Source organism: Pseudomonas sp. P105 (assembly GCF_032614175.1).
In the GTDB taxonomy this organism is placed as follows: Bacteria; Pseudomonadota; Gammaproteobacteria; order Pseudomonadales; family Pseudomonadaceae; genus Aquipseudomonas; species Aquipseudomonas rhizophila.
In genome coordinates, this window is sequence record NZ_CP126694.1 from 22,498 (window position 1) to 48,541 (window position 26,044).

The following is a 26,044-nucleotide window of genomic DNA, read 5'->3' on the forward strand; positions in this document are numbered from 1 at the left end:
GCAAGACCAATGCACGTCAACAAAGCAACCCTCCAAACGATGGCCATCGCAGCGGCAATGATGGTTGCCGGTACCGCGCTCGCGGGTACCGGCGGCGATACGTTCGATAGCGTGTGGATTACCTTGACTGAGTGGATGCAAGGTACCCTCGGCCGTATTCTCATCGGCCTGATGATCCTCACTGGCATCGGCGCAGGCGTTCTTCGCCAATCGCTCATGCCGTTCGTTACTGGCGTGGGCGGCGGTGTTGGCCTCTATGCTGCGCCGGATGTTATCGAGTCGGTAATGTCGGCAACTATCCCAGCAGCAGCTATAGTCACCAACGCTCTCCAAGCCATGCCTGTAGGCTTCTGATCTCAGTCAGAACGACTCTCTGAAAGGCCTCTTTTTCCGACGCTAAAACGTCCTGAAAAAGAGGCCTTTTCTTTTCCGGGCCAAATACTCTGGGTGAATCGACTCAGGAGGTAAGCCCATGTTCAAACCCACCCAAACCATTCTTGCTATGACGCTGCTTGCAGTGGCTGGTACCGCAGTAGCTGCGAGCCCCGCGGACAAGAACGCAGACAAGGTAGTGATGCTTCCTGCGTCTGCAATGCTGGCGATCGAGAAGAACGGCAAGTTCGCCATCATCAGCGATACCGGGCGATTCATCATCCAGGGAACGGTCTATGACGTGTGGGCGAAGAAAGAGTTGAAAACCATCGAGGACGCTCGGATCGCCGCCAACTACATCCCAGTGGACAAGACCAACCTCGGTTTCAAGGATCTGGCCCCTCTCACTGTCGGCAACGGTGAGAAAGCGATCACCATGTTCTCCGACCCTGCTTGCGGGTTCTGCAAAGAGATCATTCAACAAGCCCGCACGTCTCTTCCAGAGGGGTATCGACTCGACGTGCTGATGTTGCCGCTGCTCAGCCAAGAGAGCGCTGTGCGTACCAAAGAACTCCTCTGCGCGAAAGACAAGGTTGCTGCTTGGAAAGCCGGAGCGGCCGGCGACATGAAAGCTCCTCTCGAACAGCTTCCGACAGCGCAGTGTGATCTGGACGTGATCTCGAAGCGCCGGATGACAGCTCAGTTTCTTGGCGCTCGAAATGTTCCTTTCCTAATTCGTGATGATGGTTTGACCCGAGAAGGCAAGCCTGAAGAAGGCTTGCGCGCCTGGATTGAATCGAATCGCACCCTCTAAGGAATTCAGAAATGCTCAAAGCGCTTATCCGCTCAACACCTCGGCTCTCGAAACTGATCAACGGTCTTGCCTACGAGCCGAATCTTTACTTGTTCCAGCTGGAAGGGAACCGCCTAGGATTCGCCTTCCTGTGTTCCCCTCTCTCAGGCTCAAACGGGGATGAAGGCGACCGCCTGAAGGCAGGTCTGACGGTCGACTGGCCCGAGAAGACAACGATCCAGTTCAGCCTCATTTGCACTGAAAATATCAATGAGATGAAGACGGGATTCCTTCGTCTGCGCCGGGCCTTCCGTGAGTCCGGCCGTACTGACCTTCCCGTAGAAACACAGGCGTTGCTGGAGAAAGTGACGAATGCGCGAGCCGATTATTTCAGCGACCGCACCATGCGCCCAGTTGATTCAATCTCAGGTGTACGAATTCGTGAGCAGAGTCTCGTCGTATCCGTAACTGTTCCGATTGCCAATGCTTTGCCTACCCAGACAGAAGCGAACGCGGCGAAGGAGCTTTTCGACGGACTGCGAACCTCGCTGGACAGCTGCAATCTTGCAGCCGTACCCCTCACCAACGATTCCTACCGAGAAATTTTCTCCTCCATCCTGAACCAGGGGCCGTCAGCGTCGTGGCGCGAAGATCCCGACATGAAGGCGGACACAGATAAGCCGTTGAACGAGCAGATCCTCGACTACAACCGCAGCCTCGACGTGAAGAAAGACCACCTTCAGATCGGAGAGGACTGCTTTGTAAAAACGCTCTCGGCCAAGCGCTTTCCTGATGTCATGTGGCAGGGCGATGCCTCGCAGTATCTCGCTGACATTCTGTCGCAGCGTGGCGGCATCAGGGGCAACTGCATTATCAACATGACCCTGTATTTCCCTCCCCAGCTGGAGACAAAGGACAAGCTGTCGAAACGCCGCCAATGGTCCATCAACCAGAGCTTCGGCCCGATGGTGCATTTCGTTCCCGTTTTAAGAAAGACGAAGGAAGCCTATGACACGCTGTTTGAAGACCTAGACAAAGGGCTCCCCAACGTACAGGCGACGATGACCCTCGTGGTGTTCGGCCGGAACCGGGAAGACCTTATTCAGGCGGCATCAAATGCTAAAAGCCACTTCGCTACGCAGGGCTTCAGTCTCATGGAGGACAAGTTCTGTGTGCTACCCGTGTTCGTGAACTCCCTGCCGATGTGCGCCGACCCGGATGCGATGAAGGAGCTGTTCCGATTCAAAACATTGAGCCTCACCCAGGCATTGCCATTGCTCCCTATCTATGGCGACTGGAAGGGCACTGGAACTCATGTGGCCCCGTTCATTTCCCGAAACGGTCAGCCGGTCAGCTTCCACCTCTTTGACTCCGATACCAATTACAACGCAATGATTGCCGCCCAGTCGGGCTCTGGTAAGTCGTTTGCGACTAACTATCTCATCACGTCGTATTTGAGTATCGGAGCGAAGGTTTGGGTCATCGATGTGGGCCTTTCCTACCTCAAGCTGTCTGAAGCGTACAAGGGCGACTTTGCACGCTTTGACCAAGAGTCGAACCTCTGCCTCAACCCCTTCGAGCTGATTGAAGACTACAGCGAGGAGGAGGATGTCCTGGTTGGGCTACTCTCTGCTATGGCTGCTCCGACCGTACCTCTGATCGACTTCCAAACCGCCGGTCTAAAAAGGCACCTCACACAATGCTGGGAAACGCTGGGCAAGAAGATGATTGTCGACAGCATCGCTGACTCTCTGCTTGCCGACCCAGACCCGCGTATTCAAGATATTGGCCACCAGCTCTTTGCATTCACCTCGAAGGGTCAGTACGGCCGCTTCTTTAACGGAAAGAACAATCTCAACTTCAAGAACCCCTTCACCGTACTCGAGCTTGAGGAACTGAAGGGGCGTCAACACCTTCAGCAAGTCGTACTCCTTCAGCTCATCTACCAGATCCAGCAGGACATGTACCTTGGTGAGCGGGACCGCCCAAAAATCGTGATCATTGACGAAGCCTGGTCGCTTCTCTCCCAGGGCAACGTTGGGGAGTTCATTGAGCACGGTTACCGGCGATTCCGGAAATATGGCGGTAGTGCCATCGTCATTACTCAGGGGGTCAACGATCTCTATCAGAATAAAGTCGGACAAGCCATCGCTGAAAACTCCGCGTTCACCCTACTGCTAGGGCAGAAGGCCGAAGCTATTGATGCTATCCAGGAAAACAAGCGGCTGCCGCTGGGTGAGGGCGGGTACCGAATCCTGAAGACTGTTAAGTCATACAAGGGGCACTACTCCGAGATATTCATGCTCACCCCCCGCGGTGCTGGGATCGTGCGGCTCACGGTGGACCCATATTCGATCCTCCTCTACTCGACCGCACCCGAAGATGTGCAAGCGATCCGAAATTACACGCTCACCGGTGTTCCGCAGGATGAGGCAATTCTGCGCGTGCTCCGTGATCGAGGTGTCGAGTACAACTCTGATCCGGCGGAAGTCGCGTAATGGTGTTGTCTAACCCCTTCAGCATTGAGGCCAAGGTGCGAAGGGCAATCGCAAAGGTTGATCGAGATCGAGCGCCAAAGCGACTCTCGGCAGTCTTCATCGGCAAAGGCCTACTCTTTTCAGCAGTGGTTGCCGGCAGCGTTGTGCTGCTGGCAACCCGTTACTCGATTGCTATCGCTAGTCAGGACTCCCTGTGCCTGCCCCCTTACAGGTTATGGATCATCGATAAAAAGGACGATGACCTGGTGCGCGGTGAAATCTACGCCTTTCACTCCAAAGGTCTGAGTCCGATTTTTGCTGATGGCACGATCATCGTGAAGGTACTTGAGGGAATGCCTGGCGATCGCGCCAAGGTCACGCTTGATGAAACAACCATCAATGGTGTTCCCGTAGGCAAGGGGCTTCAGGTCGCCAGCCAGCACGGGATTGATCCTCAGAAATATGTCCGCGAAGGGAAAATAGGCGAGGGCCGTTACTGGTTCTTCGGCCGCACGCCAGACTCTTTCGACTCGCGCTACTGGGGCTCAGCTTCGACAGACCAAATCATCGGAAAGGCGTATCCAATATGGTGAAAAAGCAACTAGCCCTGTGCATTGGGTTGGCCTTTGGTTGCACGATGGCCATCGCCGGCGATGACCTTGGCATTCGCAAGTACGACATCAATGAATTCAACCCTGTGCTCCTCGATCAGGTTAAAGAAATCAGTCGAAATGCGAGTGCCGCGCGCGCCGAAGCAAGCGGCCAAGATGACATGAGTTGGGTGAGTGAGATGGCCGAAAAGGCCATCGTTCAAGCCGGTGATGAAAATCCGCAGCAGAACGACTCAGCGCTGGCTAGCGCAGACGGCTCAGATCGCGAGAAAAAACATCCCCTTGGCGATGGAAATCGCACTCTGATTTTTGTGTCGTGGTCGATGGGCGCTACCGCCCTCAAAGACATACTTCTGTCGTTCGATGGACTGCCAGGTGTTGGCATTGTTTTTCGAGGAATACCTGATGGTATGTCGATGGGCGATGCTGTGACCAAAATGCACCTTCTCACGCAAGAGACGCAAAGCACAGTGAGCGTCCTGCTTGATCCTCTCGCATTCCAACGTCATATGGTGTCAGCAGTACCCACCGTGGCTCTCGAAGCACCGAATGATGCTCTGATCGCTAAAGCCGCTGGTTCGTCTTCTGTCAGCTACATCGAAGGAGCGGTCAAGGAAGGCAAGAGGGGAGATTTAGGCACTATTGGTTCCACAGAGGAAATCATCGAGCCTGACCTCATGGAGATTGCGAAACAGCGCATCGCAGATCTGGACACCAACGCCATGAAAAAGCGAGCAATCGCCCGGTTTTGGGATAACCACAAAGGGCATCCACTGCCGCCGGTAACTGAGAGTGCCACCCGCCTCGTCGACGCATCGGTCATTGTGCCCGATGACATTCTCGACAGCCAAGGCAGAGTCATTCAGAAGGCGGGAAGGATTAATCCACTCGACATGATGCCGTTTGACCAGAAACTGGTGGTAATCGATCCGACGCAGCCTTGGCAGGTTGCCCTGGCGAAGCGCGAATACGCAGACCACGGGAAAAATCTGACCGTCACGATAATGGCTACTCAGATTCCCACTGCTTCTGGTTGGGAACTGTTCAACAGCGTACAGGACAACCTGGATGCGCCTCTCTACCTATTGCCGCCTGACATGGCGGAGCGCTTCCAGATCCTTCGCGCCCCTTCTGTCGTAACAGCCGACACGGAAAACTTCATCGTCCGCGAGGTTGCTCAATCCGCCTTCGAGGAGGCCAATCATGAGCATCAATAAGGTAATAGCCACCGCACTTCTGGTGATTGCGGGTATGTTTTCCCTGCCAGGGATAGCGGCTGATGCGGCATCGTCCGGTGAGGTGATGTGTGAGGACTCTGGCCTTTTTGGTCCGAAGTTGTTCACCGACATCTGCTGGGCATGCCTATTCCCAATCCGTGTATCTGGTGTGCAAATAACCCCCGGCACAGCACCCGCCAAGGCTACAAAAATGGTCTTCTGTATTTGCCAGGAAGGCTCGTCCTCGATCTACAAGCCCGGAATCATTACTGCGATGTGGGAGCCGGCACGAATGGTTGAAACTGTCCGTAAGCCTGGTTGCTCGCCAACCCTAGGCGGTGTAACGCTCCCGCTTGGCAACAAGCGCAGCTATGGTCGGCTACGGCAGGACAACAGTACCCAGACAGGACAGGCCGCCGGTTCGTTCTACCACGCTCACCTGTATGCTTTCCCGCTGCTTCAAATCCTCGATCTCTACACGCCTACCAAATGCAATCCGGACGGTTATCTCGACCTCGATATCATCTCTTTCACTGAGATCGACCCTACCTGGAACAACGGAACGTTGGCTTTCTTCCAGCACCCCGAGTCCGCGGCCGTGGCAAACCCAATCGCTATTGCGGCATGTGCTGCCGAATCCGCGCTGGTTACCGCTCGAAAGGAGCCTCTTGAGTCGCTTTGGTGGTGTACCGGTACATGGGGGAGCATCTACCCATTTGCCGGCGTAACCGTGGCGCAAGATGCAAACCGGACGACAGCATTGCTGGCTGCGCGAGTGATCGCACAGCAACACCGCAGGGGCCTCGCTCGACGCACTATGGGTGATGAGAACGTGTGCAAGGCGGGGATCTACCCGACGATTCCGAAAAGTCAGTACAAAGTGACCCAGTTCTGGCCAAAGTCGCAGAACAGCAGAGCAATGTGGCTCGGAGAACCGCCCCAGACTTGGGAGGGCGGGCCTAGTCGGCATGTTCCAGGTACTGGGAACGATGCCATGTACATGTTCTGGCGATGGACCGATTGCTGCTCGAAGCTGTGACGAACCGTTCTAATGGAGAATCCGCCCGCAAGGGCGGATTTGCGATGGTATGAATGACTTTCTAATGCTGTATCTGCCCCCGGTTTTGATACTGGGGGTTCTAGCGGGCATCGCCCACGTCCGTTTACTTGAATTCCCTGCCTATCGAGGGTGGTGGGGGGAGTACAAGGTTAACTTCATGCTGCGCCTATGCCTCAGTGGCGATTACAAGGTGTTCGCCAACGCGATCTATCGTGGCAAGACAAGGGGAGAGTCGACGCAGGTTGACCACATCATCGTGTCGCGCTACGGAATCTTTGTCCTGGAAACGAAGTGTTTCAAGGGCAAGATCATTACCTACCCGGAAGCCCCTGATAGCTGGTTGCAGATCGTTGGTCGAAGGAAATATCGCGTGCAAAACCCGCTGATGCAGAACTACGCACACGTGAAGGCAGTTCAGAAGGTCACCGGAGTCCACTCTCAGAAAATCCACAGCTACGCAGTGATGGCAGGCCAGGCCAGTTTTACCCATGGAATGCCTGAGCGGGTCTACAGCATTTGGGGCGTGATTCGTAAAATCCAGTCCTACAAAGCCCCGGTTTTTACTCGGGGCCATGTGGTGTCAATTTGCCGGGCGCTGAGCGAGCGCAGAGTCAAGGGGGGGTATTGGGCTGCCAGACGACATGTCGAAAAGCTGAAGCGCCGAGGGGAGGATGGATCTACAGCGTGCCATGAAGATAGACCCCGAGAGGAACACCTATAGCCACTCCAATAAGAACAGCAGCAGTGACAGAGACGATCGCGACCTTATCCCAAAATACTGCCTCTGAGGGCGCTTCAAGTGATTCGTCGGTGGCCAGCTGTTCTTCCCACAGTGGGGTGGCTTCGCGTGAAGGAGGCTGATCCGTCGCTTTTCTGCGTCTTCTACTGCTTCTTGCCTGTGTTGACGTAAGATCATCAAGCATAATGACTCTCCTAAGCAAAACGCCCCGCAATGCGGGGCGTTTTCATTACTGGCGCGATCAAGCAACTGCTTCTTCAGGAAGCGAATCGAGAGGGTCGGCATTGCCATCAGGCTCAATGTGACCAGCCGCCTCGCGCTCCTCCTTGTCAGCGGTCACTTTGGCTTCAGCCTTCTCGATATCTTCTTGGAGCTCTGCGACCTTGCTCGCGTATGCCTTTGCACGCGCGCTCTGACCGAGCCCAACGAGCGAGCGGATCAGCCGTGCCATTTGGTTGCTCTTGCTTGCACGAAACTCCTCAGCCTCCGAGCTATCGATCTTCTCATGCAGCCAGGCTGTATCAACCTGGATAATCAGATGGTCAAATGCCTGAAGCAGGCTGCTCATCCGCTTGATTTCTGGGCTTGTGATTTCGAATTCACGAGTCAGTGGTGAGCTGTACCCTGCAAGCTCTTTGATTCCCAGGCTCTTCAAAAGCGTGTCCATCCGCTCAGCCTCGTCACGCACGGCTACTTCCATGCGCTCGATTTTCTTCGAGACCGCATCGACCACAGCTTTGTGATCAAAAGTCTTGAGGTTTTTGGCCAGCTTGCGGGACGTAACGTCGATGATAAAAAGGGCCGTCATGAGGCTATCGAAACGGTTGCCGGCAAAGAACTTCGCCTGCTCAGTGTTCAGTACCATCTTCCCTTTGAGGGATGGCTTGGAATATTGGTACTTCGTCGGTTGTGGTTGAGTGGTCGCCATTAGCGGTTTCTCCGGATGTTGGTGGCCGGACTATTGCACCAGCTTGCGGAGCCTCTGGATTTCGATTTCGCGCACGATTTGCGTCGGAATTTGAAGTGATTTTTTCTGGTTGACGACAGACTGAAATGGCGGCGAGAATTACATCACTCATCGGCTAAGGTCGATTAAGAATTTGCCTCCTGGAGGCCATTGACCCTAAGTGACAGCATGCTGCTGCCACTGGTACCCAAGACGTGTATGCGTCTGGGAGCAAGCCAAGCTGAGCTTATCAGCTTAAAAACCAAGCCTACGTTCGCGTAGCGCCGATCAAAAAAGGAAGCCATTGGCTTCCTTTTTTTGTGTCACAAAAACCCTGACGGGGAACTCCCGTTAGGGCGTTCTCCGTTTTAAAAAATGGAGAACTGAAAAATGGCATCTACAACCCTCAAAGTTAAAGTGCTGACCGCGTTTGGCTTCCTCGTTGCTACGTTGGGAGCTGTATACGCACCGCAGTTTGCAAAGCATGTTTTGCCTTTGACACTCTGCGTGTTCCTCGCCGTGGTAATCCTGAATGCTGAGCAGATCCTGCGTGGTGTTCTGAGCTACCTACGCGGTTGTCTTAAGGCTTCGGCTCCTCAAGCAACCAAGACCTTACCCAACGCCCGTTGGTGTAGCAGCGTCGATTATGACAACTACTACATTCCCTCCTACCTGCGTCGCCAGGGAGAAGAGAAATGATCCGTATTGACTTCGATGTTCCAAGCTATCTCCGACTGCCGCAAGGCCTATGCATTGTTTCAGAGCGCCTGGCTCATAAGCTTCCCGAGGCAGAAAGCAATGAAGCGCTGCACCAAGCGCTTGAACCGGTGGTGATCAACACACTGTACCGGCCGCAAGGCCGCAACCAGGTTGTATCGATCGAGAACCAAGAGCAGGGCGAGATCAAGGGGGAGTTCATCCCTCGCGAATCCCAGCCCGCGCATCAAGAGACAGCTCAAGAGATACAAGTCGCCCAAGGCGATGTGGATCAAGTTGAGCGCGCACCAGAACTCAATTTCCAAGGCGTTGCTGGCAGGTCTGTCACCGGCGAATACCGCGGTTCAGGTTTCGCCCATTATCGATTTCTCAAGAAGAACGGAAAGTCGTTCTTCTTGCGTATCGGTGAACACCTTGTTTGGGGAATCGAGCTTAACGCTCAGCTACGCAAATCTGGAGCGCAACAAGGTGACAAGATCTCCCTGACGTACCTTGGCAAAACCGCCGTGAGTGTACTCAAAGAGATCGTTGTCGACGGTAAGAAAGAACAGGAGTGGGTTGATACCTACCGTAATTCCTGGGAAATCAAAATCGTGAAATAGCCAGCAGATGCGCCCGTCCGGGCGCATCTCAACCAACCGGAGGTACCCATGTCCAAAGACTCAGAAGGCAATTACGCCCCAGAGAAGCAAGATGTGCTGGTAGCCGCTGATGGCCGCTGGCATGACATATACGCAAGCCTCGCATCTTCTTTGGTGCCGGCACACAAAAAAGCAGGACGTGGAGTCCCATGTCCGGTGCATGGTGGGGAAGACGGGTTCAAGATTTTCCGTAAGACGGCTGGAACGTCGAGCGGTGGGATCTGCCGTACCTGCGGAGTAAAGGCTGATGGCATAGCCTTACTGATGTGGGTCAACCGTTGGAGCTTTCACCACGCCCTACAGGAGGTTGGGGCATTGCTTCGGGTCAAAGACCCGCATGGGCGCACCGCTGATGGCTTTGTCCCAAGCGTTGTAATCCGTAAGGAGCGAGCTCCGAGCAAGCCAGAGGCTTCCGACGATTGGCTGCGTGAGGCAATGCGCAACCTGTGGAAGGGGACAGTTCCTCTCACAGATCCATCAGCGGAGCCAGCAAGGCTCTATCTTCGCTCCCGAGGCATCCTTGCTTGGGATCGACCAGAGCTGAGCCGCTACGTTCGCTTCCATCCGGAATTGACCTACAAGGACAAATCCGGCAAGCGTTCCAAGCATCCGGGCATAGTGTGTACGCTCATCGATCCTGAAGGCCAGGCTGTGACCATCAACCGTCACTACCTGACAATGAAAGGTGAGAAAGCGGATCTCGCTGAGCCGAAAAAAATGTTCCCAATCCCCAGCAACCGAAAGCTTCCCGGCTGTGCGGTTCCAACATCTCATCCAGGAGAAGTCTTGGATGTATGTGAAGGATTGGAAACAGCTCTATCGGTGGAAACAGCTATGGGTATACCAGTATGGCCCTTAGTGAATTCCTACCTGTTGGAGAGCTTCGTACCACCAGCCTGCACCAAAGCAGTCCGAATCTGGGCTGATAAGGACCGCAAGGAAGGAGGCCAAAAAGCGGCATTCGCCTTGAAAAAACGTCTGTGGGAAATGGGGATCAAGGCGCAAATAATGCTGCCGGACATGCCCATCCCTGACGGCTCCAAAGGTGTCGATTGGAATGACGTTCTACGTGAACGTGGTTCTCTCGGCTTCCTCGGTCACGAGGTCTATCGCGCACAGCGATAGGCCTCTGGCCTTCTCAACTTCACCCCTCTTTTTCCGACCGTAAAAGCGCCTGAAAACGCGCCCCCTCCTGCTGGCCAACGCTCACAATTCGAGCATCCCCCATCTTGGCCAGACGGACTCATGACACCCCTAAAATTCCCTATCTTGTTGCTTGCTGCCGCTATAAGCAGCGGTTCCTTTGCGGGAGAGCCCAAGCCCGCCGAGTCAAAAGCGCCCCAGGTTGCTGGTTCATCGTTCTATCAGGACAAAGAACGCGGCTGGTTCTGGTACGAAGATCCCCCACCTGAACAGGAACCCGAAAAACCGAAGCCCGCGCCGGAGTCGCCGGCCCCACCTCCAGCCGAGAAGAAAGCTTCGGAACCTGCCGCGCCCGAGTTGCCACCGACTGGCAGCGTGGCGTGGATTCGCGAAGTGCTTCCGAAACTGCGTGATGCAGCTATGGATAACCCCACCAAGGAGAATGTGAGCGCGTACTACTGGGCTCAGCGAATCATGCTCGATAAAGCCGAGCGATTCTCACGTCACTCCGTCGAGGTAATCCGTAACGATCCATTCCTCGACGAGGATATGCGTTATCCCGCCTCGAACGCCGCCTCCGACGCGCTGGCAACGGCGGCCGGCAAGCAAAAAGAAACTCTGTTGAAGATGATCGCCGGCAGCTCTGCGCTGATGTTTTTCTACAACGGTAACGACTGCATTCTTTGCGAGCAGGCTCTGGCCGCGGTCTCAGCTCTCGAGTTCAGGTACGGATTTACTGTCATGCCCGTATCGATGGACGGGGCTCCTCTTCCTGGAGGCAAGTATCCAAATACACAGTACGACACTGGCCTCGCAGAGCAGCTTGGCATCATCACCTCGCCGGCGTTGGCCCTAGTCATCCCGCCGAATGACGTGAAGATCGTCAGCTTCAGCACCGTTTCAATGGAAACGGCAACCACTCGGATTCTAATGGCGGCGAATGAAGCTGGCCTGATTTCCGATCAGGAATACAACTCCACATCACGCCTAAACACCATGGGTTTGATCGACGCCACCAAATTGGCTGATGCCCCGCCGGACGCAACAAAGAACCCTAGCGAATTCGTGAATCGCATGCGTGATGAAGCTCGTCGCGCCTTTCAAAAAGACAACGGAGGTGCCCAGTGAAAATCAAACCGATCGCCCTTGCTGTAGCGCTGATGGTGCCCTTCGGGGCTCACGCGAACATTCAACAGCAGGTCAATGAAATGTTCAGCGGCATGATAAATGTCACCAGTCCAGGGGCGTATAAAACAGCCACGCGCGGGGTAATAACCGGCGGCTCCGTTGTCCTTCGGAATCGGATATCCACTGCCAACCTCATCAGCATTACCCCTCCAAGCGCAAAGGGTGGCTGCGGAGGTATCAATCTTTACAGTGGCTCGTTCTCTTTCATCAACGGTGAAGAGTTCGTCGCGCTCATGAGGAATGTGGCCTCGAACGCTGCTGGCATTGTTTCGGGCTTCGCCTTCGAGCTGGCCCTCGATGCGATGGATGCACAGACAGGTGGCGTTATCCGCAACCTGGCCAACAAAATCCAGGCGCTCAACCAAATGTTTTCCAACAGCTGCCAGTTGGCGAGTGGGTTGGTTACAAACGCCAAAAAGGCATACGAAGAAAGCACAGATTTCAAATCCGCGATGACGGCCTTCGGGTCGAACGTCGCATCTGACTTCTTTACCGCGAAATCTACCAAAGAAGACTCCCCTGCGAACCGGATTGCGGCCTCAGGCAAGGCCGTTCAGTGCGAGAACACGGGTAACGTTCTGTGGTGCGCCATGATGAAGTCTGGCCTCCAGTCACAGATTCTGTTCGGCAGCGATGAAAACGCAGAATTCATCATGTCGATGGTCGGTAGCTACAACGTGTCGCTCACCAACGATGCCAGCGGGGGGAAAAACTTCGCTGCGCATCCCATGCCGAAGCTCATCACCGGCGAAGGTCTCAAAATTCTGGTTGAGGGTTCTACGAACCTCGATGTCAAGGTCTACCAGTGCGACCAGGATGACGCTGACTGCTCAGACCCTAAGATCCGCACTCTCACCAGTTTCAAGGGCCTCGAAACCCGAATTCTTGAGGATCTTCAAAATAATGGAATCCTTGAGCGTTTCGCCAATGGCACCGCAACGGCTGCTGACGGAAACCGGATTGGATACCTCGCATCCAGCCGCGTAGGGGTGAATCTGATGAAAATCACCCAAAAGGCAGGTGCTCAATCCGGTTATGACTATCTGAATCAGTTCGCCAAGAAAATTGCTGCGGATGCATCAATGAGCCTGATCTATCAACTGCTTGGACACACAGAGAAGGGCCTGACCAGCCTAAACATGCCGGATGCGGGGAAGGTGATCGAGGACCTGCGGGCTACTAAGGGTGAACTCATGGACGAATACCGTTCGTACATTGAGGACGCAATGCAGGGCAAAGATGCCGATGGCCAAGCAGAAAAAATGCTTCAGATGGCCCCAGTGTTTGATAGCGGAACCCTGCCGCAGGGAACCATCAACGATAACGCCGGCGCGTAACGGAGACATCCATGGACTTCACTATCTACACAACAGGCAGCGCCGAGTTTCTTGAGATCATGCTCAATGCCTGCGCGATGATCACGGGCAGCGGAGACGCAGAAGATCTTGCTCGTATTGGCGCGCTAATAGGCCTCTTTCTGTTGGCGTTCCAAGCAGTTTTCAATAACCAGGCCATTACCTTTGGAAAGGCAGGCCTTGTGCTCGTCCTTTACATGATGTTTTACGGCCCTACAGCCACCACAGTTATCGAGGATACGGTGTCGTCGCAGGTGCGGGTGGTGGACAACGTGCCTCTTGGCCCTGCATTTGTCGGCTCAGTCATCTCAACGGTGGCCTACGGCATCACCAAAACCACGGAGCAAGCGTTCTCTACTCCAAGCATGACCGACTATGGGCTGTTCTCGAGTCTGAGTACGTTGTCGAAGGTGCGCGATGCTCTTCGGAACCCGATGGCACTGGACGGTTTTCAAAACTACCGAAAGTCTGATGGGTGGGATCTGCCCCGATCGGTAAACGAGTACATGACATTCTGTTCGCTAAACCCCGTCGCGCTGAGAACGGATAAAACCCTGACTGACTTGTACCGTTCTCCCGGCTGGGCTCAGGTGCTCTCAAATCAGACATCATCGATGTTCATCTATGTCTACGACGGTACCGCCGGCACCATGAAGAGCTGTGCAGAGGCCAGGTCGTTTCTCAACGCGCATTTGCAAAACGTCTACACAGACGTGCTGGAGGACATTCTTCAGAAAGGATTCAGCGAAGAAGTCAAAACCAATCGAATGACCACCGGTATACAGGTTCAAGCCGCTACAGACCAGGCAATTCAAAGTCTGGCACTCAGTAGCAAGTCGGCTCAGGACTACGTTTTGACTTCGCTGATAGCCCCGATTTTTAACGACTCTCGTGTCGACGCCATGAACCATTGGCAAGAACAAAGGGCTGCAATGGCTCTCCGTGAATCGCTCAACCAGCAAGAAATTCAATGGGCGGGTAAGGGCGACAGCTTCAAGCATTACATGAGGCCGATGATCGCCTTCTTCGAGGGCATGCTCTATGCGATGACGCCGTTCTTGGCCTTTGCTCTACTCCTGGGTGGGCCTGGCCTTTCTATCCTCGGCAAGTATCTCGTGTTGCCGTTGGCCGTTGGGTTGTGGATGCCGCTGTTAAGTATCGTCAATGCTTTTACCCTCTGGTATGCCGGTTCCCAGATGGAGGCCGTATTCAATGGATACGATCCGACTGGATCTGGTTTTGCAATGCTTCAACTCATGGACATTGATAAGGCGATCGGCAAGGCTCTCGGTATCGGCGGCTTGCTCGCCGCTTCTGTGCCGCCTTTGGCTCTTTTCATCGTTTCTGGCTCAGCCATGGTTGCGAATAGCATCATGAGCCAAATGACAGCTGGCGAAAAATTCAAGTCCGAAGACGTGAATCCTCGATCTCAGGAGAGCGCACCTGTTCTAAGTACCAATGCTTCGTTCACTTCTGACCAGGTAGGGGCCGGCGTTGCTAAAACAGGTAGCCCGCAACTGGCAGAAACCATCAGCAGCGAACAAGCTGCAAGCGCTGTTGTGCAGAGCGCGAGTATGGCATCTCAAACGGCAACCTCTCAGTACCAAGAAAGCCTCAAGGCAGCTGGTCAACAACTCAACTCATCGGCCACAGGGCGGCAAGCACTTGCGCAGATCGGCGAAAACCTTTCGGCAGGTTCGGTCCTCAGTTCGAATGCATCTTACAACGAGGCAAAAGAGTCCCTGCGGAGCCTCGGCCTATCCGAGTCTTCGCTGAATCAGGCCACGTCCAACGCCGCAATGGGTATTTCTACGCCGCTTGGCGGCATGAAGCGGTCGGATAACACCTCGGCCGACACCATGACACAGGAAAGCAAAGCCAAGGCGGAGAAAGCACTTGCCCAACTTACGCAGTCTGTCCAGGCAACCGATTCGAGCACGTTGACCTTCGCGACGGGCGATGCCTTCTCAAGTAGCGCGTTGGCACAGCAGAGCGCATCGAACACAGACGAGATCGGGAAAACCCGTTCGAGCGCCCTCCAGGCGCAACAGACCTATAGCCAGGCATCTGCACAACAAGATTCGATCAAGGCCGGTCAATCACTCAACCTTAGAGACGCCGGCGTCAAAGCGCTCACTCGCGGTCTCGGCCGCAATGAAACCGCGCTGGCGCTCGAGAAAATGGCAGGACAAACAGAGTCAGGTAAAGATCTGTACAAACAAGCCTTCGGTAGCCAGAGCATCCAGGATATGTCGAAAGACACGAGCGAGCGTCGAGCGATGGCAGCGATTCGTGCGATCAATCAGGACGGACGCCTTGGTGATCTGTTGATGAGTCAATACAACCCGTTCGATTTTAACGTCAACCAAGGAGATGCAAACTCGAACGCTGGTCTCACAAGCAGTGCCGCCAAGGCCACTGCCGGCACCGACGCCATCGCTGGCAAGCTTGATGCAAAATGGAATTCAAATGCTGGGGCCTATGCAAACTCAAATGACATGAATGTCAGTGGCTATCAAGCTACGAAGGAGGATGGCGCTACGGTTATTGGGCAGCGAAATTCTGAGAACATGCAGCCAGTGATTGATGCTAATTCGCAGAATCAGGATCACGTGGATAACCGTTCCTCACAAGCTGCATATGACACCCTGGCAGCAAGGGGGCAAGCTGCAAGCCAAGGTACGAATCTGGGCAACATTGTAGCTAATGGCGCGAATGCGGCCTTTACAGGGATCAACACGATTGCTGGAGCCTTCCGCAGCGGCTCCGATAGTGAAAAGCTCGAAAACTATTACGACATCGGTATCAAACAAGGGTTGAAGCCCGAGGAAGCACAATACTTTGCCGCCAAGGCTACTGGTGAGTTTGGATCGGCCGAGGGTGATGCCTATCGAGAGCTGAATGGTTACTATCGTAGCCAAGGCATCCGGGATGATAACTACATCGCAGGGGCTATTACTGCGATCGATGATGCTGCCAAGGCCCCTGAAAGCGGTTCCTATCCCACCCTGACGGCGCTGGCGGATTCAAGGGATGCGGTGCAGTACCAGGCGTACCAGGGCCCTTCGAATGAGGATGTTCCTCAAGTTCCAACACAGGCTACAGCCCCACAACCAGCCAGATCCGCTCCACCACCTGCACCGTCGCCATCCTCGGCGGGAGCCACAAACCACAAACCTCAGCGACCGACAGGGATCAACGCTGACTAGATGAGGTTAAGCTGAAACGACAAGGCCGGGATTCCCCGGCCTTTTTCTTACCCACCTGCATAGTTTACCCCTTGAAGATTTCAGTCAGCCGATCCTTCACCGCCTTTGCGATTTGCGCCCGGAACAGGAACAACAAAACAGACAGGCCAACGCTTACACCGACCGCCTCTGCACCCAGGCGGGTGAACACAACGATGTTGATCATCAGCAACACGATGATGCCGTAAAATTCAGTATTCGCCTTTGCACCAGTAAGAACCTGTTCTTCAGTCAGCATCCACTTGGGAGATAGGCAAAACGGGCAAACCGAGGCCTCCGGGTCACGGCCACCAACAGGGACGCCGCTGATGTAGAAAGGGGCGCTGGTGATAACCTTCGGTACCATCATTTTCTTGCAGCACTGGCACTCAACTTTGTCGTTTCGCATATCGCTCACCATTCAATTCATCTCACCAACATAATCTCACTACCACGCAGAATCCCAAACGGAAAGCTCCAGCCAGGGGGAACAGGGCCTGCGAATAGCTTCACGTGGATGGGATTCAGTGGTTGCACCAGATGCATCGGCCGGGCTTGAGTGCGTAACGAGCGTTGATTTCCTTGCACTTGCTGCATGGAGTGAGCGTGATATCTCCGGTCTTCATCGCGTTGCTGAGCTGGTAACCGTTGGAAGGGGAGATCATATCGCTGGCCTCAATGCCGACAGCTCTGCACAGCTCTACATACTCGCGATGAGCCGCAACCACCGCCCGAGCATTCGTCCGCCGAAGAGGATTGTCGGCGAGCAGCCTGTATACAGTCAGATAGAGCAAACTGTGAAGAGGGCTTTCGGCCAGTGTCTTATTCGGTGCCTGTATTCGTCCACTCTGGGACTGAACAAGGGGGGTATCCCGTAGCAAGGAGCGCTTCATCCTGACTACTTCGTCCGCATTCAATCCAGTCCATTGCGCGACCAACTTGGGCTGTAGCTTCTGCTGAAGCAACTCGGTCGCTACCACATCGAGGGGCATCGTCGAGGGATAGTCCTTGATCCGACCTATGCCACTCACGCCAGGCTTCAGAAAGTACCGAAGATCACCAAGCAATACTGTAGTCACGTCCCTGAGTTGATCGTCTGGCGAAGATAGGTTCATCCTCAGCTTCCTGAGGTTGCACCTGGTGCCAACCGAGAACCCGCCGCGGCTAACCAGCATCATCCGAGAGTCAAAAGAGCCTGCCTCGAACACCCGATACCCAACATCGTCTAGGCCTACAGCCAGAATTGGGCTTGTTTGGTTGACGCGGGAGAAGTGGCAAAACTCCATGAACATAACCATTTTGTTACCTATCTCCCTAAACTCTTCATCGTCTAGGTAGCCCCTGCCGACCTTTAGGGTGTTGTAGTGGACCCGGTAGAGGGAGACCGGGAGAGCGTCGACAGCGTTCAACTGACGTTGGTTGGTGCTCAACGAAGAAAGCCAAACCATATCGCTCTGAGTCAAGCGCTGCTCAGCGAGAATGACATTGAAATCACGCAAGCCAGATGTCAGCCAGCGCAGACCCATTTGTATCATCGATGCGTTGATCTTAACTCGCATGTCCCTGCCCTTACTTTAAACGCTGTAGTGAACGCCAAATTCTGAGCACATTACTCGCATACTCACGTGCGTCAAGTTCACGTTTTGGGTTTCGTGTATGGTAGCCACCGATGGCTAGTTGCATGTCGACAGGGTATTGCGCAATCGACTCGCAAAGTATCTGGGCACCGATCCGGATATTTACTTCAGGGTCAAGAAGAAGCTCTGGGCGTGCTACTCGATTGCCATTCCAACGATAATTTATTTGCATAATCCCTATATCAGTAAGAATGTCTTCGGCAATATATTTGCCGAGTACAACCTTGGCAGCCATATAGGTTTTAGGGTACAGGGGACCACTAGGCGCGTTCCGAAGCGCAAATGGGTGTGGTGCAACCATCCCTTGTCCGGCAGAAGTTTTAGATTCATTCAGGGCCAGTGAATATAGAAGCAATGGGTCCGGTTTGCATGCGGTGGCCATTGAGGCTCGTTCCCACATTGTCCCTTTTAATGAAAATCCATTAGCGTTGGCGCTTGCTGAATTAAATATTGCAATGCATGCATAGACAGCAACAAAGGAGCTGGCGCGGATATTAAACATTAGCCCCCCTTATCCAGCTAGCAACTGGGCGAGACGTCGGCTCATTACTAATTGGTTCTTTTTCGCCATCAGAGAGATTATTATGCTGCTGAGTATCAGTCTGTTTATTTTTAATCTCTTCGGTCGCGCTAATCATACTTAGATACAGTGCAGCCATTGCAACAAGCCTTTTACCCCGATAATCGGGGTCAATAGTTTCGAGATGCGCGTGCAATTCTTGTGTCGCTGGCGTGACTCGACATTGTAGTCTCATCGTTTTATCCACATTCCCTCCTCAGCGCTTCCCTGCGCAGCCGTTTAATTAAGAGCGTGCTATATGCCAGAAACCTTCGGCATTGCTTTTTACGCTATTCACGGGCTTGACTACTAAAGCATCGGGAAATTCTTTTCGAGCAAATGGCTCATACAATGAGGCTCCCCCACCGCCGAGAATTACACAGTCGATAGCACGTCCTTTCAGGAATCGAAGTCCTTGTTTGATCTCAGTGAAGACGGATGGGATAACACGTTCGGCAGCGCGCTCGAGATATTCAGCAAGCTCAACTTTGCGGCCATAGATCAGGATGTAAGACTTACCCGACTGGAGCGCATGTTCGATCTTTTCTACGCCAGGAATACCGCCATGATCCTTCGCAATTTCTTCGTTACACGCTTCAAGTACAACAGACATAGCTTTGAGGCTGCTGCTGCTGGAGTTGACTACCAGTTCGCGATGGTCAAATACCACCCAATCAACACTGAAAAAACCCGGATCAATAATGATTGAAACTGACTCCTCAATAACCTCCGAAGCATCTGAGTTGCAGTAAATCTCCGTCAGAGTCCCGATAGGCTGAGCAACAACCTCTACTCGCTTAACCGTAACCTCTCGCTTAGGCGTAATCCGATGCGTCCCGGTCATACGCTTTATCAGGGCTTCTACATAGGGCTTATCGCGAGCTTGCGAGACAGGAAGGCCAGTGACTAAGCAGTCAATGACGTCTTTATCACCGGCCGCATGCAGTAGAGCACCTTTAAATAGGGCCTCATAGGCGTGCGAGGAAGTGTAATCCTCGTGCAGCTCTCGTCCATCCTGAACTCGGCCGGGCGCGGCAAATGCCACCCAGGGCGCGCCATCAACTTCAACGATTACTTCACCAGGGCGTAACCCAGAATCCCCAGGCAGAACGCTCAAGGGAGCGGCCTGCGAGGGACGAATGATCGACTCCGGTTGCCCATCAGCACCGCCGAAAACGCCAATGACGTTGCTGTAACCAATATCCAGACCTAAGGCGTTACCCATTCGTATGCCGCTCCCAGCAAAAAAGACAAAAGAAGTGCGTCAAATGACGACGCAGATGACCCAGCAACACATGAAACCCCACACCTACAGAATCCCAAGCGCTACAGCTGCGTCACCCGGTCAACAGATGACGACGAGCCGTCATAATCTGCCTTCACGAGAGCCCTGTGCTTCGTTTTCAGGTCGTTTTAGCGTCTGAAATCGATCCACACCCTCTGTGTTGAGCCGCAAAATGCTCCCATCCACAAAGGAGCAACATATGAACCCACCTTCTGAAGCCCCCAAGCATCCAGCAGTAGCGGAGCTCGATCGCGTCTATTCCAGCCTTGTCGACCGAGCCGAAGAGCTGCGCGACTCTTTCTTCCAGACAGCCCTTTCTCTGCACGCAGGCAAGCCTGGGCATATACCGATAGTGATCCGTATACGGCAATCGAGCCCGAATGCAGTCACCATCGAATGGGCGAAAGTGATTTTGCCGAGGCTCAAGGAAGGCGAAGCCAAGAAACCGCGCGTCATCCGCACCATCAACAAGGGTCAAGGAAGCAAGTACCTGGTCTCGTCGTTCTCGTTCGTGAAGGAGCCCTTGAAGAACATCGTTCGGGCCTACGAAACCCAGCTCGCCGAAATCCGGGAAACGTGCTCAGTCATTCAGCGAGTCCGCCGTCAGCTTGTCCCTGCGGTAAAGAAAGCCGGCGTTGTTGACGCCTCTATTGCGGCGTTCATCACTCACGATTACCCCGCAGCGTCCGACTGAGCGCTTCGCCCTGGTACGGTGCTGAAAAGTGGTGGAGCCCAACAAAATCGAGGGCTCCGACCACGACACCCCTTCACGACACCTCTTCACGACACCCCTTCAACTATGACGACACCCCTTTACCGAACCGTTTGCTGCGAATTGATCCGGCTGAATAGGCGCGGGGCCTCTGATTGCGGGCGTTACAGGGCAGCAACACCCCTTCACGACACCCCTTCACGACACCCCTTCGACGATAGCAACACCCCTTCAAGTCAGCCATTTGAAGCGGATATCGCTACACACCCCGTAGTTCCTGCGTTTCAGAGCAGCGCGCAACAAAACACTTACGGCGCGACTTCCTCTCTATGTGAGGTGAACCCTCAGACTCCCATAAGCAAGCGAGGTGGTGCGAGGGCAGTTTTCTTGAACCTGTTTCGCGAAGCGGGTGAATGCGGTGAATCGACAGAGCGTCGGTTGATAGGCCAACCATTGGGATCAGGGCGCGCAAAATCCTTGGGATTGGATGCGATGGTGGGAGGATTGGCGCAGCGCAAATTTGCGGGCGTGAGTAAGCAGCCTGGATTGAGGTGGAGTAAATCTGATGCTAGGAAGCGGACAACTGGAGCAACTGCTTGGGTCGATCGGCGCATTGAGTGCCGGGGTAGCAATAGCCTGGATGACTTACTGCGGGTCGATGTATGTGCTCAGCGATTTGAAAACCGACTACGCGAAACTGCCATACCTCGGAGCATGGACATCTGCAATCCACGGGATGATCTTCACTGGCATGTGCATTACCGGGCTCGCTTGTTGCGTCAGCCTGGCGATCAAGTCAGCGTTGTTTGTCACCAGGGTGATATCGAAAAGAAGAGCCGGTGAAACACGGCAATGAACAGGCGGTGACATTTGGAGTTCAGGAAAAGAGACGGCGGCAGGTTATTCCCGCCGGTGCTACCAAACGGCGATTTCATAGGCGTGGCCCATGGGAGCCACCTCAGACAGGTTCTCTTTTCCGTGCGGGACGAAGGCCTGTACGGGGAAGGTGTGTTCCTTCTATGGCACGAGATAACCGGGGTATCCATAACCGACGCGAAAGGATTCCAAATTCGGAGCGGAAAATATGCCAGCGGCGGGATTGGGTTTTATGCAGGAGCATCTGCTCTGCTCGATTTGACAGGGGAAATCGTAACCAGGATTGATGGATACACAGTTGACTACTGCCTGATGAACCGCATCAGCTACGAGTCAAAACGACAGTTGCAGCCCATTTATTAGCAGTGTTTAACCTATCGGGACTTTGGCAAACCCGCGGAGGCCCGGTGGTAGATGCTTCATATGGTGCAGAGGTTATTAGCAGTGAAACCAGAGTTAGGCTATTCGATCAGGGTAGAAATGCTATTAGTAGTGAAGTGCTTCACTTTCATAAAATAAACATTGGTAGGTGTGGGATGTGCCCCGTTTCGCGAAGCGGATGAATGCAGGCCGATACGGTGACCTACAAATTTACGGAGAAGATCTTTATGTATGGAATTAATGAGTTGATCGGGGCCAGCGGGGGTTTTCCTCTCGATGGATACAGCCTTCCGGGGAATAAGGAGTGGGCTGAGGAAATATTAGAGGTTCTGCATACAGACATTCCAGGTAGCCACGATCTCCTAATTGCAATCGTGCTCACTCAAGAGTGTGCAGAGTTGCGCGAGCGAAGTTCTTTGGCAATTCGCGCAGTGCTTGGTGAATACGAGTCGACGCTTGGGCAGGTCGATGCTCTGCGAGCAAGAACGTTTTTTGTTGCAGCTATCACAGAATTGAAGATGGTTCTTGATGAGCTTAAAGATCAGCCCCAGACAGAACAGAAAAAAGTGTTGTCGCGTCTGGGTGATTATTTTGGGGTAGGCGTCCAAAAGTTCGACACTTCGTTTGAGGGGATGGAGCAAGTATATTTGCTGAGCAACCCGAATACGGGGCGCTATTGGATGTCGCTGAAGCGTCAGGCTTAACAACGTGTCGCGAAGCGGAGGATTGGCTGGTGACTGAGTTCGCAATTGAAGACGTGGATAAGCGCGCTCGTGCACTAGGCAGAATCAAGAAATGTTTTGCGCTCGCAAAATCCAGCAACCCGCATGAGGCCGAAGCAGCAATGCGGCAAGCCCGCAAACTTATGGATAAGTTCAAGCTGGAAGTAGGCGACGTGCGTGCTACCCAGGCGGAGGAATTCTCCCTGCGGATCAGTAAGGCCAAAAGCGTTCCGCCACAATGGATTCGCATGTTGTCGATGACTGTCTCAAAGGCGTTTGGCTGTGTGAGTTTCTACAGCTATGGCCCTAACGGGCAGTCGCTGATTTTTATTGGAGAAATCGGTAGCGCTGAAATGTCGGCCTATGCGTATGAGGTACTTTTCCGGCAACTGAAAGACTCCAAGAGAACATACCTATCAGGGGTCAGTGTTCAGGGCGCAGTGCAAAGGCGCAGAGCGGGAGTGATGTATGCAGAAGCGTGGATCATCGGCGTGCACAAACGTGTAGAGGAATTTGCCGGCGTTACGGAAGAAGGGGAGCGGGCAATCCACGCTTATACCCAGAGACATTATCCTGGTGTTCCGATCACAAAGATGAAACGCCGCAAACTGGATATGGATGCTTACCGAGCGTATATCCAGGGCAAAAGGGATGGTGAAAGCGTCTCTCTGCACAAGCCTATGGGCCGTGAAGAGCACGCGCTGTTGGAATGAGGTGGTACCCAATAACAAGTCCCGCTCGAGCGGGATTTTTTTCGTCCGATTTTTGTCCCCTGAAAGTGGGGGTAAGCCTGTGGATAAAGTCCCGGCGTGGCGGTCTGGGACGCTCCCCCGTCGATGCTCAAATTTTAACCAGTAGGGCGAAATTCGACATTACTCTTGACGTTCGCAATCGAGACAGAGATATTCCCCTCGGCACACGGGTAGGTGCCTGCCGTCCACATTGGCAAAGCGAAAGCACTACCGACAAACCAACGGAACCCTTATGGGTGCTCCGAAGTGGATACTGAGCATCAGCCTTTGGAGGCTGCCGTATGCAAAACCCAATCACGCTCCGCGATATCGAAAACCTCAAAAAACTCGCCAAGCAGGCAAAGGCCCTTCACCCAGGACTGAGCCATGCGCAGCGCCTCAACCTGATGGCGCAGCATCACCTTCAGGCACGCAGCTATCACGAAGTTCGCAAGTGGATCGCTCGCTCGTTGGAGCAGCACTACGAGCGGAAGGACAGTGGCGTGGTCTACTGCAAGCTCTGCCGTTTTTCTTTCGTCCCCGGTTTAGCCGAGGACTCGACAACTCACGAGAAGCGTCACCTCAATTTTGAGGACGCTCTTTTCTCCCTCGGAGCGTTACCAGCTGCACATGCCACTCGAGAGCAAAGGAAACGCGAGGCGCATAACCTGATCCATTCCGCACCGTCCGCCGGCGAAGAATTGGCGGGAGTCGAGCAACTGGTCAACGCCTGGTATGACCGTTCGCTGGAATCCGCGATCGGCAATGGCGACTGGAAGAAACACCCGAGCCTTGCCGAGTATGCCGCGATGATCGTTCCTACCGTTGAGGCCTGGTTGCGGCAGAGCAGGGTGTTGTACCTGTCCAAATACGGCTGCAATCGGGGCGTGATCCCAGAGGGTCAGACAACGTGGGTTCGGCCTGAAGGCTGATAGGGTTGGGTCTTTTGGGGAAGCTGCGACAATTGGCACGTTGATTGATCTCTTCTTCCCCAGGACTTCCCACATGAGCCGAGACACTTACGAAGCCAACATCGCCTTCATCGAACAGACGGTAAAGCGCCTGGAGCGCAATGAGGTGAGCATCGATGAGCTGGAGACCCTTGCTCGCGAATTTGCGGATGCACGTAAGTTCTGCGCCGACCGGCTTACCCGAATCGAGAGCGTTGTTCAGGCAACCTTGGGCGCTGAAGAGGATCAGTCCGGTGAACGCACCTGATCCGGTTGAGCAGCACCTCACTCTCAGCGCATACCTTGCCCAGATCCAAAAGGCTGTCCGTGCTGCGGTACCAGACAGCAGCTGGGTTGTTGCGGAACTCAGCGATTTCAAGCGCCGCCCGAACGGCCACTGCTACATGGACATCTTGGAGTCGCGTGAGGGAGCCGAGGTCGCGAAAGCACGGTGCACCATGTTTGCGAACGTCGCCGGCAAGGTACTTGGTGAGTGGCAGCAGGCAACCGGAGGCCTGCCTCAAGCAGGAATGAACGTCCTGCTGAAAGTGAGGGCGGATTTTTCCCCTCAATTTGGCTTCTCCCTGATGGTCACCGGCATCGACCCGAGCTACACGCTGGGTGACATGCAGGCCAAGATGCAGAAGATCATTGCCTCCCTGAAGGAGCGGCAGTGGTTCGACCTACAGCGGGGGCTTCCCTGTCCAGGGGGGTTCTGGCGTGTTGCGGTTGTGGCTCCGCACGAGGCTGCTGGCCTGGCCGATTTTCGGCGTGATGCTGAGCAGTTGGCTGCGGCCAAGGTGTGCGGCTTCGAGTATTTCTCAGCGACGTTCCAGGGGCGTGATGCATCAGACAGCATCCGCTCTGCGTTGCGGACGGTTCATGAGCAACATCAACAGCAGCCTTTCGACGCCGTATGCATCATCCGCGGGGGAGGGGCGAAAAGCGATCTGGCCTGGCTCAACGACGCGAACCTTGCGGCTTGGGTCTGCCGGTTGCCTGTTCCGGTATTCACCGGCATTGGGCACGAGATCGACGAATGCGTGCTTGACCTCGTGGCACACCGCCGGTTCGACACACCATCGAAGGTTATAGGGTTCATCAAAACAGCGCTCATGTCTGAGGCCTCAACTGCTCGGGCTCAGGTCGAGCGGGCCAACGGCATGATCTTGCGCCTGGTGTCTGGGCAAGCACCGCATCTGGATCGCGCCTGGAGCACCTTCAGCCGGCGGGTGACGGAAACGCTCCATAGGGAGCAGCGGCAACTGTTGCAACAGCAAAGCAGTCTCGACAAAGGCCGGAACCGCCTCCTCAGTCAGCAGCACATGGCCCTCCAGCTCGCGCAGGATCGATTTTCAAGGCTCGGGGCTGGCCTGTGTGTAGCTGAGCGCCAAAGGGCGTTTTTTGCGGCCTCTCGGGTGGCTTCCCTGAGTATGGCGCTGATCACCAAGGAAACTGCGCGCCTGGAGCTTGCATCCACGGTCTACGACAAGACAAACCCGCTTGCACTGCTCGGGCGAGGCTTTGCCTTAATCCGTGGCCCTGGTGGGGTGATCATCAGCAGCGCCGAGCAGGCTCGCGATGCAGGTAAGCTGGATCTGGCGTTCGCCGATGGCCATGTCATTGCGGATGTGGCGACACCGCATTGATGCGGTCACATCTTCGAGAGGTATGGGAAACTCGTCTCATTGAGTTGGGGTTGTGC

Annotated in this window: 26 protein-coding genes; 20 read left to right on the plus strand and 6 right to left on the minus strand. The window is 54.3% G+C overall.

The features are described from left to right. Positions 1 to 9: 9 nt before the first annotated feature. The 7 genes from traA (at position 10) to QOM08_RS28380 (ending at position 7,251) form a co-directional block, all read left to right on the plus strand. Complete coding sequence (gene traA, locus QOM08_RS28350) at positions 10 to 354, plus strand: TraA family conjugative transfer protein (protein ID WP_316913323.1); 345 nt, start codon at positions 10 to 12, stop codon at positions 352 to 354. A 118-nt stretch (positions 355 to 472) separates the two neighbouring features. After that, complete coding sequence (locus tag QOM08_RS28355; RefSeq protein WP_083182176.1) at positions 473 to 1,186, plus strand: DsbC family protein; 714 nt, start codon at positions 473 to 475, stop codon at positions 1,184 to 1,186. Positions 1,187 to 1,197: 11 nt separating this feature from the next. Further along, positions 1,198 to 3,663 carry a type IV secretion system protein TraC gene (gene traC / locus QOM08_RS28360; protein WP_083182177.1) on the plus strand — a complete coding sequence of 822 codons (2,466 nt, stop codon included), beginning with the start codon at positions 1,198 to 1,200 and terminating at the stop codon, positions 3,661 to 3,663. Next, on the plus strand, positions 3,663 to 4,235 hold the full coding sequence (locus QOM08_RS28365) for a S26 family signal peptidase (RefSeq protein WP_083182178.1): 573 nt from the start codon (positions 3,663 to 3,665) through the stop codon (positions 4,233 to 4,235). Before traC ends, QOM08_RS28365 begins: the two co-directional genes overlap by 1 nt. After that, positions 4,229 to 5,470 (plus strand): TrbC family F-type conjugative pilus assembly protein, encoded by a 1,242-nt coding sequence (locus tag QOM08_RS28370; protein ID WP_083182179.1) that lies wholly within the window; start codon positions 4,229 to 4,231, stop codon positions 5,468 to 5,470. The genes QOM08_RS28365 and QOM08_RS28370 overlap by 7 nt, the downstream gene beginning before the upstream one ends. A 34-nt stretch (positions 5,471 to 5,504) precedes the next feature. Next, on the plus strand, positions 5,505 to 6,509 hold the full coding sequence (locus QOM08_RS28375) for a TraU family protein (protein WP_410479152.1): 1,005 nt from the start codon (positions 5,505 to 5,507) through the stop codon (positions 6,507 to 6,509). 49 nt (positions 6,510 to 6,558) lie between these two features. After that, positions 6,559 to 7,251: a nuclease-related domain-containing protein gene (locus QOM08_RS28380; RefSeq protein WP_244182649.1), complete on the plus strand. Its 693-nt coding sequence runs from the start codon at positions 6,559 to 6,561 to the stop codon at positions 7,249 to 7,251. A gap of 259 nt (positions 7,252 to 7,510) precedes the next feature. Here QOM08_RS28380 and QOM08_RS28385 read toward each other — a convergent pair whose 3' ends face one another. Beyond that, on the minus strand, positions 7,511 to 8,197 hold the full coding sequence (locus QOM08_RS28385) for a DUF1845 domain-containing protein (protein WP_083182182.1): 687 nt from the start codon (positions 8,195 to 8,197) through the stop codon (positions 7,511 to 7,513). Positions 8,198 to 8,605: 408 nt separating this feature from the next. Between QOM08_RS28385 and QOM08_RS28390 the strand changes: the two genes are divergently transcribed. The 6 genes from QOM08_RS28390 to QOM08_RS28415 all read left to right on the plus strand — a co-directional run bounded on the left by QOM08_RS28390 (position 8,606) and on the right by QOM08_RS28415 (position 16,468). Then, a complete protein-coding gene (locus QOM08_RS28390; RefSeq protein WP_011078001.1) occupies positions 8,606 to 8,914 on the plus strand; it encodes a hypothetical protein in 309 nt (102 codons plus the stop codon). After that, a complete protein-coding gene (locus QOM08_RS28395) occupies positions 8,911 to 9,534 on the plus strand; it encodes a DNA primase (RefSeq protein ID WP_316913325.1) in 624 nt (207 codons plus the stop codon). The genes QOM08_RS28390 and QOM08_RS28395 overlap by 4 nt, the downstream gene beginning before the upstream one ends. Positions 9,535 to 9,582: 48 nt before the next feature. After that, a complete protein-coding gene (locus QOM08_RS28400) occupies positions 9,583 to 10,698 on the plus strand; it encodes a toprim domain-containing protein (protein WP_316913326.1) in 1,116 nt (371 codons plus the stop codon). 120 nt (positions 10,699 to 10,818) lie between these two features. Further along, positions 10,819 to 11,844 carry a conjugal transfer protein TraF gene (traF, locus tag QOM08_RS28405; RefSeq protein WP_316913327.1) on the plus strand — a complete coding sequence of 342 codons (1,026 nt, stop codon included), beginning with the start codon at positions 10,819 to 10,821 and terminating at the stop codon, positions 11,842 to 11,844. After that, entirely contained in the window at positions 11,841 to 13,241 is a 1,401-nt protein-coding gene (locus QOM08_RS28410) for a conjugal transfer protein TraH (protein WP_083182186.1), read from the plus strand. The genes traF and QOM08_RS28410 overlap by 4 nt, the downstream gene beginning before the upstream one ends. An 11-nt stretch (positions 13,242 to 13,252) precedes the next feature. Beyond that, the gene (locus tag QOM08_RS28415) at positions 13,253 to 16,468 is read left to right on the plus strand and encodes a conjugal transfer protein TraG N-terminal domain-containing protein (RefSeq protein WP_316913328.1); all 3,216 of its coding nucleotides are present in this window, start codon (positions 13,253 to 13,255) and stop codon (positions 16,466 to 16,468) included. A 64-nt stretch (positions 16,469 to 16,532) separates the two neighbouring features. Here QOM08_RS28415 and QOM08_RS28420 read toward each other — a convergent pair whose 3' ends face one another. The 5 genes from QOM08_RS28420 to QOM08_RS28440 form a co-directional block, all read right to left on the minus strand. Then, on the minus strand, positions 16,533 to 16,895 hold the full coding sequence (locus QOM08_RS28420; protein ID WP_316913329.1) for a hypothetical protein: 363 nt from the start codon (positions 16,893 to 16,895) through the stop codon (positions 16,533 to 16,535). A gap of 115 nt (positions 16,896 to 17,010) precedes the next feature. Then, positions 17,011 to 18,045, minus strand: a complete 1,035-nt coding sequence (locus QOM08_RS28425) for a hypothetical protein (protein ID WP_290467328.1) — start codon at positions 18,043 to 18,045, stop codon at positions 17,011 to 17,013. A gap of 10 nt (positions 18,046 to 18,055) precedes the next feature. Next, entirely contained in the window at positions 18,056 to 18,625 is a 570-nt protein-coding gene (locus QOM08_RS28430) for a transglycosylase SLT domain-containing protein (RefSeq protein ID WP_316913330.1), read from the minus strand. Then, positions 18,618 to 18,890: a hypothetical protein gene (locus tag QOM08_RS28435; protein ID WP_316913331.1), complete on the minus strand. Its 273-nt coding sequence runs from the start codon at positions 18,888 to 18,890 to the stop codon at positions 18,618 to 18,620. Before QOM08_RS28435 ends, QOM08_RS28430 begins: the two co-directional genes overlap by 8 nt. A 36-nt stretch (positions 18,891 to 18,926) precedes the next feature. Next, positions 18,927 to 19,907, minus strand: a complete 981-nt coding sequence (locus tag QOM08_RS28440; RefSeq protein ID WP_316913332.1) for a ParM/StbA family protein — start codon at positions 19,905 to 19,907, stop codon at positions 18,927 to 18,929. Positions 19,908 to 20,166: 259 nt separating this feature from the next. Between QOM08_RS28440 and mobI the strand changes: the two genes are divergently transcribed. The 7 genes from mobI (at position 20,167) to xseA (ending at position 25,988) form a co-directional block, all read left to right on the plus strand. Then, the gene (mobI, locus tag QOM08_RS28445; protein ID WP_083182193.1) at positions 20,167 to 20,661 is read left to right on the plus strand and encodes a conjugative transfer protein MobI(A/C); all 495 of its coding nucleotides are present in this window, start codon (positions 20,167 to 20,169) and stop codon (positions 20,659 to 20,661) included. 583 nt (positions 20,662 to 21,244) lie between these two features. Next, positions 21,245 to 21,535, plus strand: a complete 291-nt coding sequence (locus tag QOM08_RS28450; RefSeq protein WP_316913333.1) for a hypothetical protein — start codon at positions 21,245 to 21,247, stop codon at positions 21,533 to 21,535. A gap of 583 nt (positions 21,536 to 22,118) precedes the next feature. After that, complete coding sequence (locus QOM08_RS28455; RefSeq protein WP_316913334.1) at positions 22,119 to 22,640, plus strand: hypothetical protein; 522 nt, start codon at positions 22,119 to 22,121, stop codon at positions 22,638 to 22,640. 29 nt (positions 22,641 to 22,669) lie between these two features. Then, entirely contained in the window at positions 22,670 to 23,371 is a 702-nt protein-coding gene (locus tag QOM08_RS28460; RefSeq protein WP_316913335.1) for a DUF2786 domain-containing protein, read from the plus strand. Between the two features lie 320 nt (positions 23,372 to 23,691). Next, positions 23,692 to 24,321 carry a hypothetical protein gene (locus QOM08_RS28465; protein WP_316913336.1) on the plus strand — a complete coding sequence of 210 codons (630 nt, stop codon included), beginning with the start codon at positions 23,692 to 23,694 and terminating at the stop codon, positions 24,319 to 24,321. 73 nt (positions 24,322 to 24,394) lie between these two features. Further along, positions 24,395 to 24,607 carry an exodeoxyribonuclease VII small subunit gene (locus tag QOM08_RS28470; RefSeq protein WP_316913337.1) on the plus strand — a complete coding sequence of 71 codons (213 nt, stop codon included), beginning with the start codon at positions 24,395 to 24,397 and terminating at the stop codon, positions 24,605 to 24,607. Next, entirely contained in the window at positions 24,594 to 25,988 is a 1,395-nt protein-coding gene (gene xseA, locus QOM08_RS28475; RefSeq protein WP_316913338.1) for an exodeoxyribonuclease VII large subunit, read from the plus strand. Before QOM08_RS28470 ends, xseA begins: the two co-directional genes overlap by 14 nt. The last annotated feature ends 56 nt before the right edge of the window (positions 25,989 to 26,044 follow it).

Bases quoted from the DNA above. Each gene is read 5' to 3' on its own strand.
- QOM08_RS28355 (WP_083182176.1), top strand. From the start codon at position 473: ATGTTCAAACCCACCCAAACCATTCTTGCTATGACGCTGCTTGCAGTG.
- QOM08_RS28390 (WP_011078001.1), top strand. From the start codon at position 8,606: ATGGCATCTACAACCCTCAAAGTTAAAGTGCTGACCGCGTTTGGCTTC.
- mobI (WP_083182193.1), top strand. From the start codon at position 20,167: ATGAACCCACCTTCTGAAGCCCCCAAGCATCCAGCAGTAGCGGAGCTC.
- traA (WP_316913323.1), top strand. From the start codon at position 10: ATGCACGTCAACAAAGCAACCCTCCAAACGATGGCCATCGCAGCGGCA.
- QOM08_RS28425 (WP_290467328.1), bottom strand. From the start codon at position 18,045: ATGCGAGTTAAGATCAACGCATCGATGATACAAATGGGTCTGCGCTGG.
- QOM08_RS28365 (WP_083182178.1), top strand. From the start codon at position 3,663: ATGGTGTTGTCTAACCCCTTCAGCATTGAGGCCAAGGTGCGAAGGGCA.
- QOM08_RS28420 (WP_316913329.1), bottom strand. From the start codon at position 16,895: ATGCGAAACGACAAAGTTGAGTGCCAGTGCTGCAAGAAAATGATGGTA.
- QOM08_RS28370 (WP_083182179.1), top strand. From the start codon at position 4,229: ATGGTGAAAAAGCAACTAGCCCTGTGCATTGGGTTGGCCTTTGGTTGC.
- QOM08_RS28395 (WP_316913325.1), top strand. From the start codon at position 8,911: ATGATCCGTATTGACTTCGATGTTCCAAGCTATCTCCGACTGCCGCAA.
- QOM08_RS28415 (WP_316913328.1), top strand. From the start codon at position 13,253: ATGGACTTCACTATCTACACAACAGGCAGCGCCGAGTTTCTTGAGATC.
- QOM08_RS28455 (WP_316913334.1), top strand. From the start codon at position 22,119: ATGCAGGCCGATACGGTGACCTACAAATTTACGGAGAAGATCTTTATG.
- traC (WP_083182177.1), top strand. From the start codon at position 1,198: ATGCTCAAAGCGCTTATCCGCTCAACACCTCGGCTCTCGAAACTGATC.
- QOM08_RS28470 (WP_316913337.1), top strand. From the start codon at position 24,395: ATGAGCCGAGACACTTACGAAGCCAACATCGCCTTCATCGAACAGACG.
- traF (WP_316913327.1), top strand. From the start codon at position 10,819: ATGACACCCCTAAAATTCCCTATCTTGTTGCTTGCTGCCGCTATAAGC.
- QOM08_RS28465 (WP_316913336.1), top strand. From the start codon at position 23,692: ATGCAAAACCCAATCACGCTCCGCGATATCGAAAACCTCAAAAAACTC.
- QOM08_RS28380 (WP_244182649.1), top strand. From the start codon at position 6,559: ATGAATGACTTTCTAATGCTGTATCTGCCCCCGGTTTTGATACTGGGG.
- QOM08_RS28375 (WP_410479152.1), top strand. From the start codon at position 5,505: ATGTTTTCCCTGCCAGGGATAGCGGCTGATGCGGCATCGTCCGGTGAG.
- QOM08_RS28385 (WP_083182182.1), bottom strand. From the start codon at position 8,197: ATGGCGACCACTCAACCACAACCGACGAAGTACCAATATTCCAAGCCA.
- QOM08_RS28400 (WP_316913326.1), top strand. From the start codon at position 9,583: ATGTCCAAAGACTCAGAAGGCAATTACGCCCCAGAGAAGCAAGATGTG.
- QOM08_RS28450 (WP_316913333.1), top strand. From the start codon at position 21,245: ATGCTAGGAAGCGGACAACTGGAGCAACTGCTTGGGTCGATCGGCGCA.
- QOM08_RS28440 (WP_316913332.1), bottom strand. From the start codon at position 19,907: ATGGGTAACGCCTTAGGTCTGGATATTGGTTACAGCAACGTCATTGGC.
- QOM08_RS28430 (WP_316913330.1), bottom strand. From the start codon at position 18,625: ATGTTTAATATCCGCGCCAGCTCCTTTGTTGCTGTCTATGCATGCATT.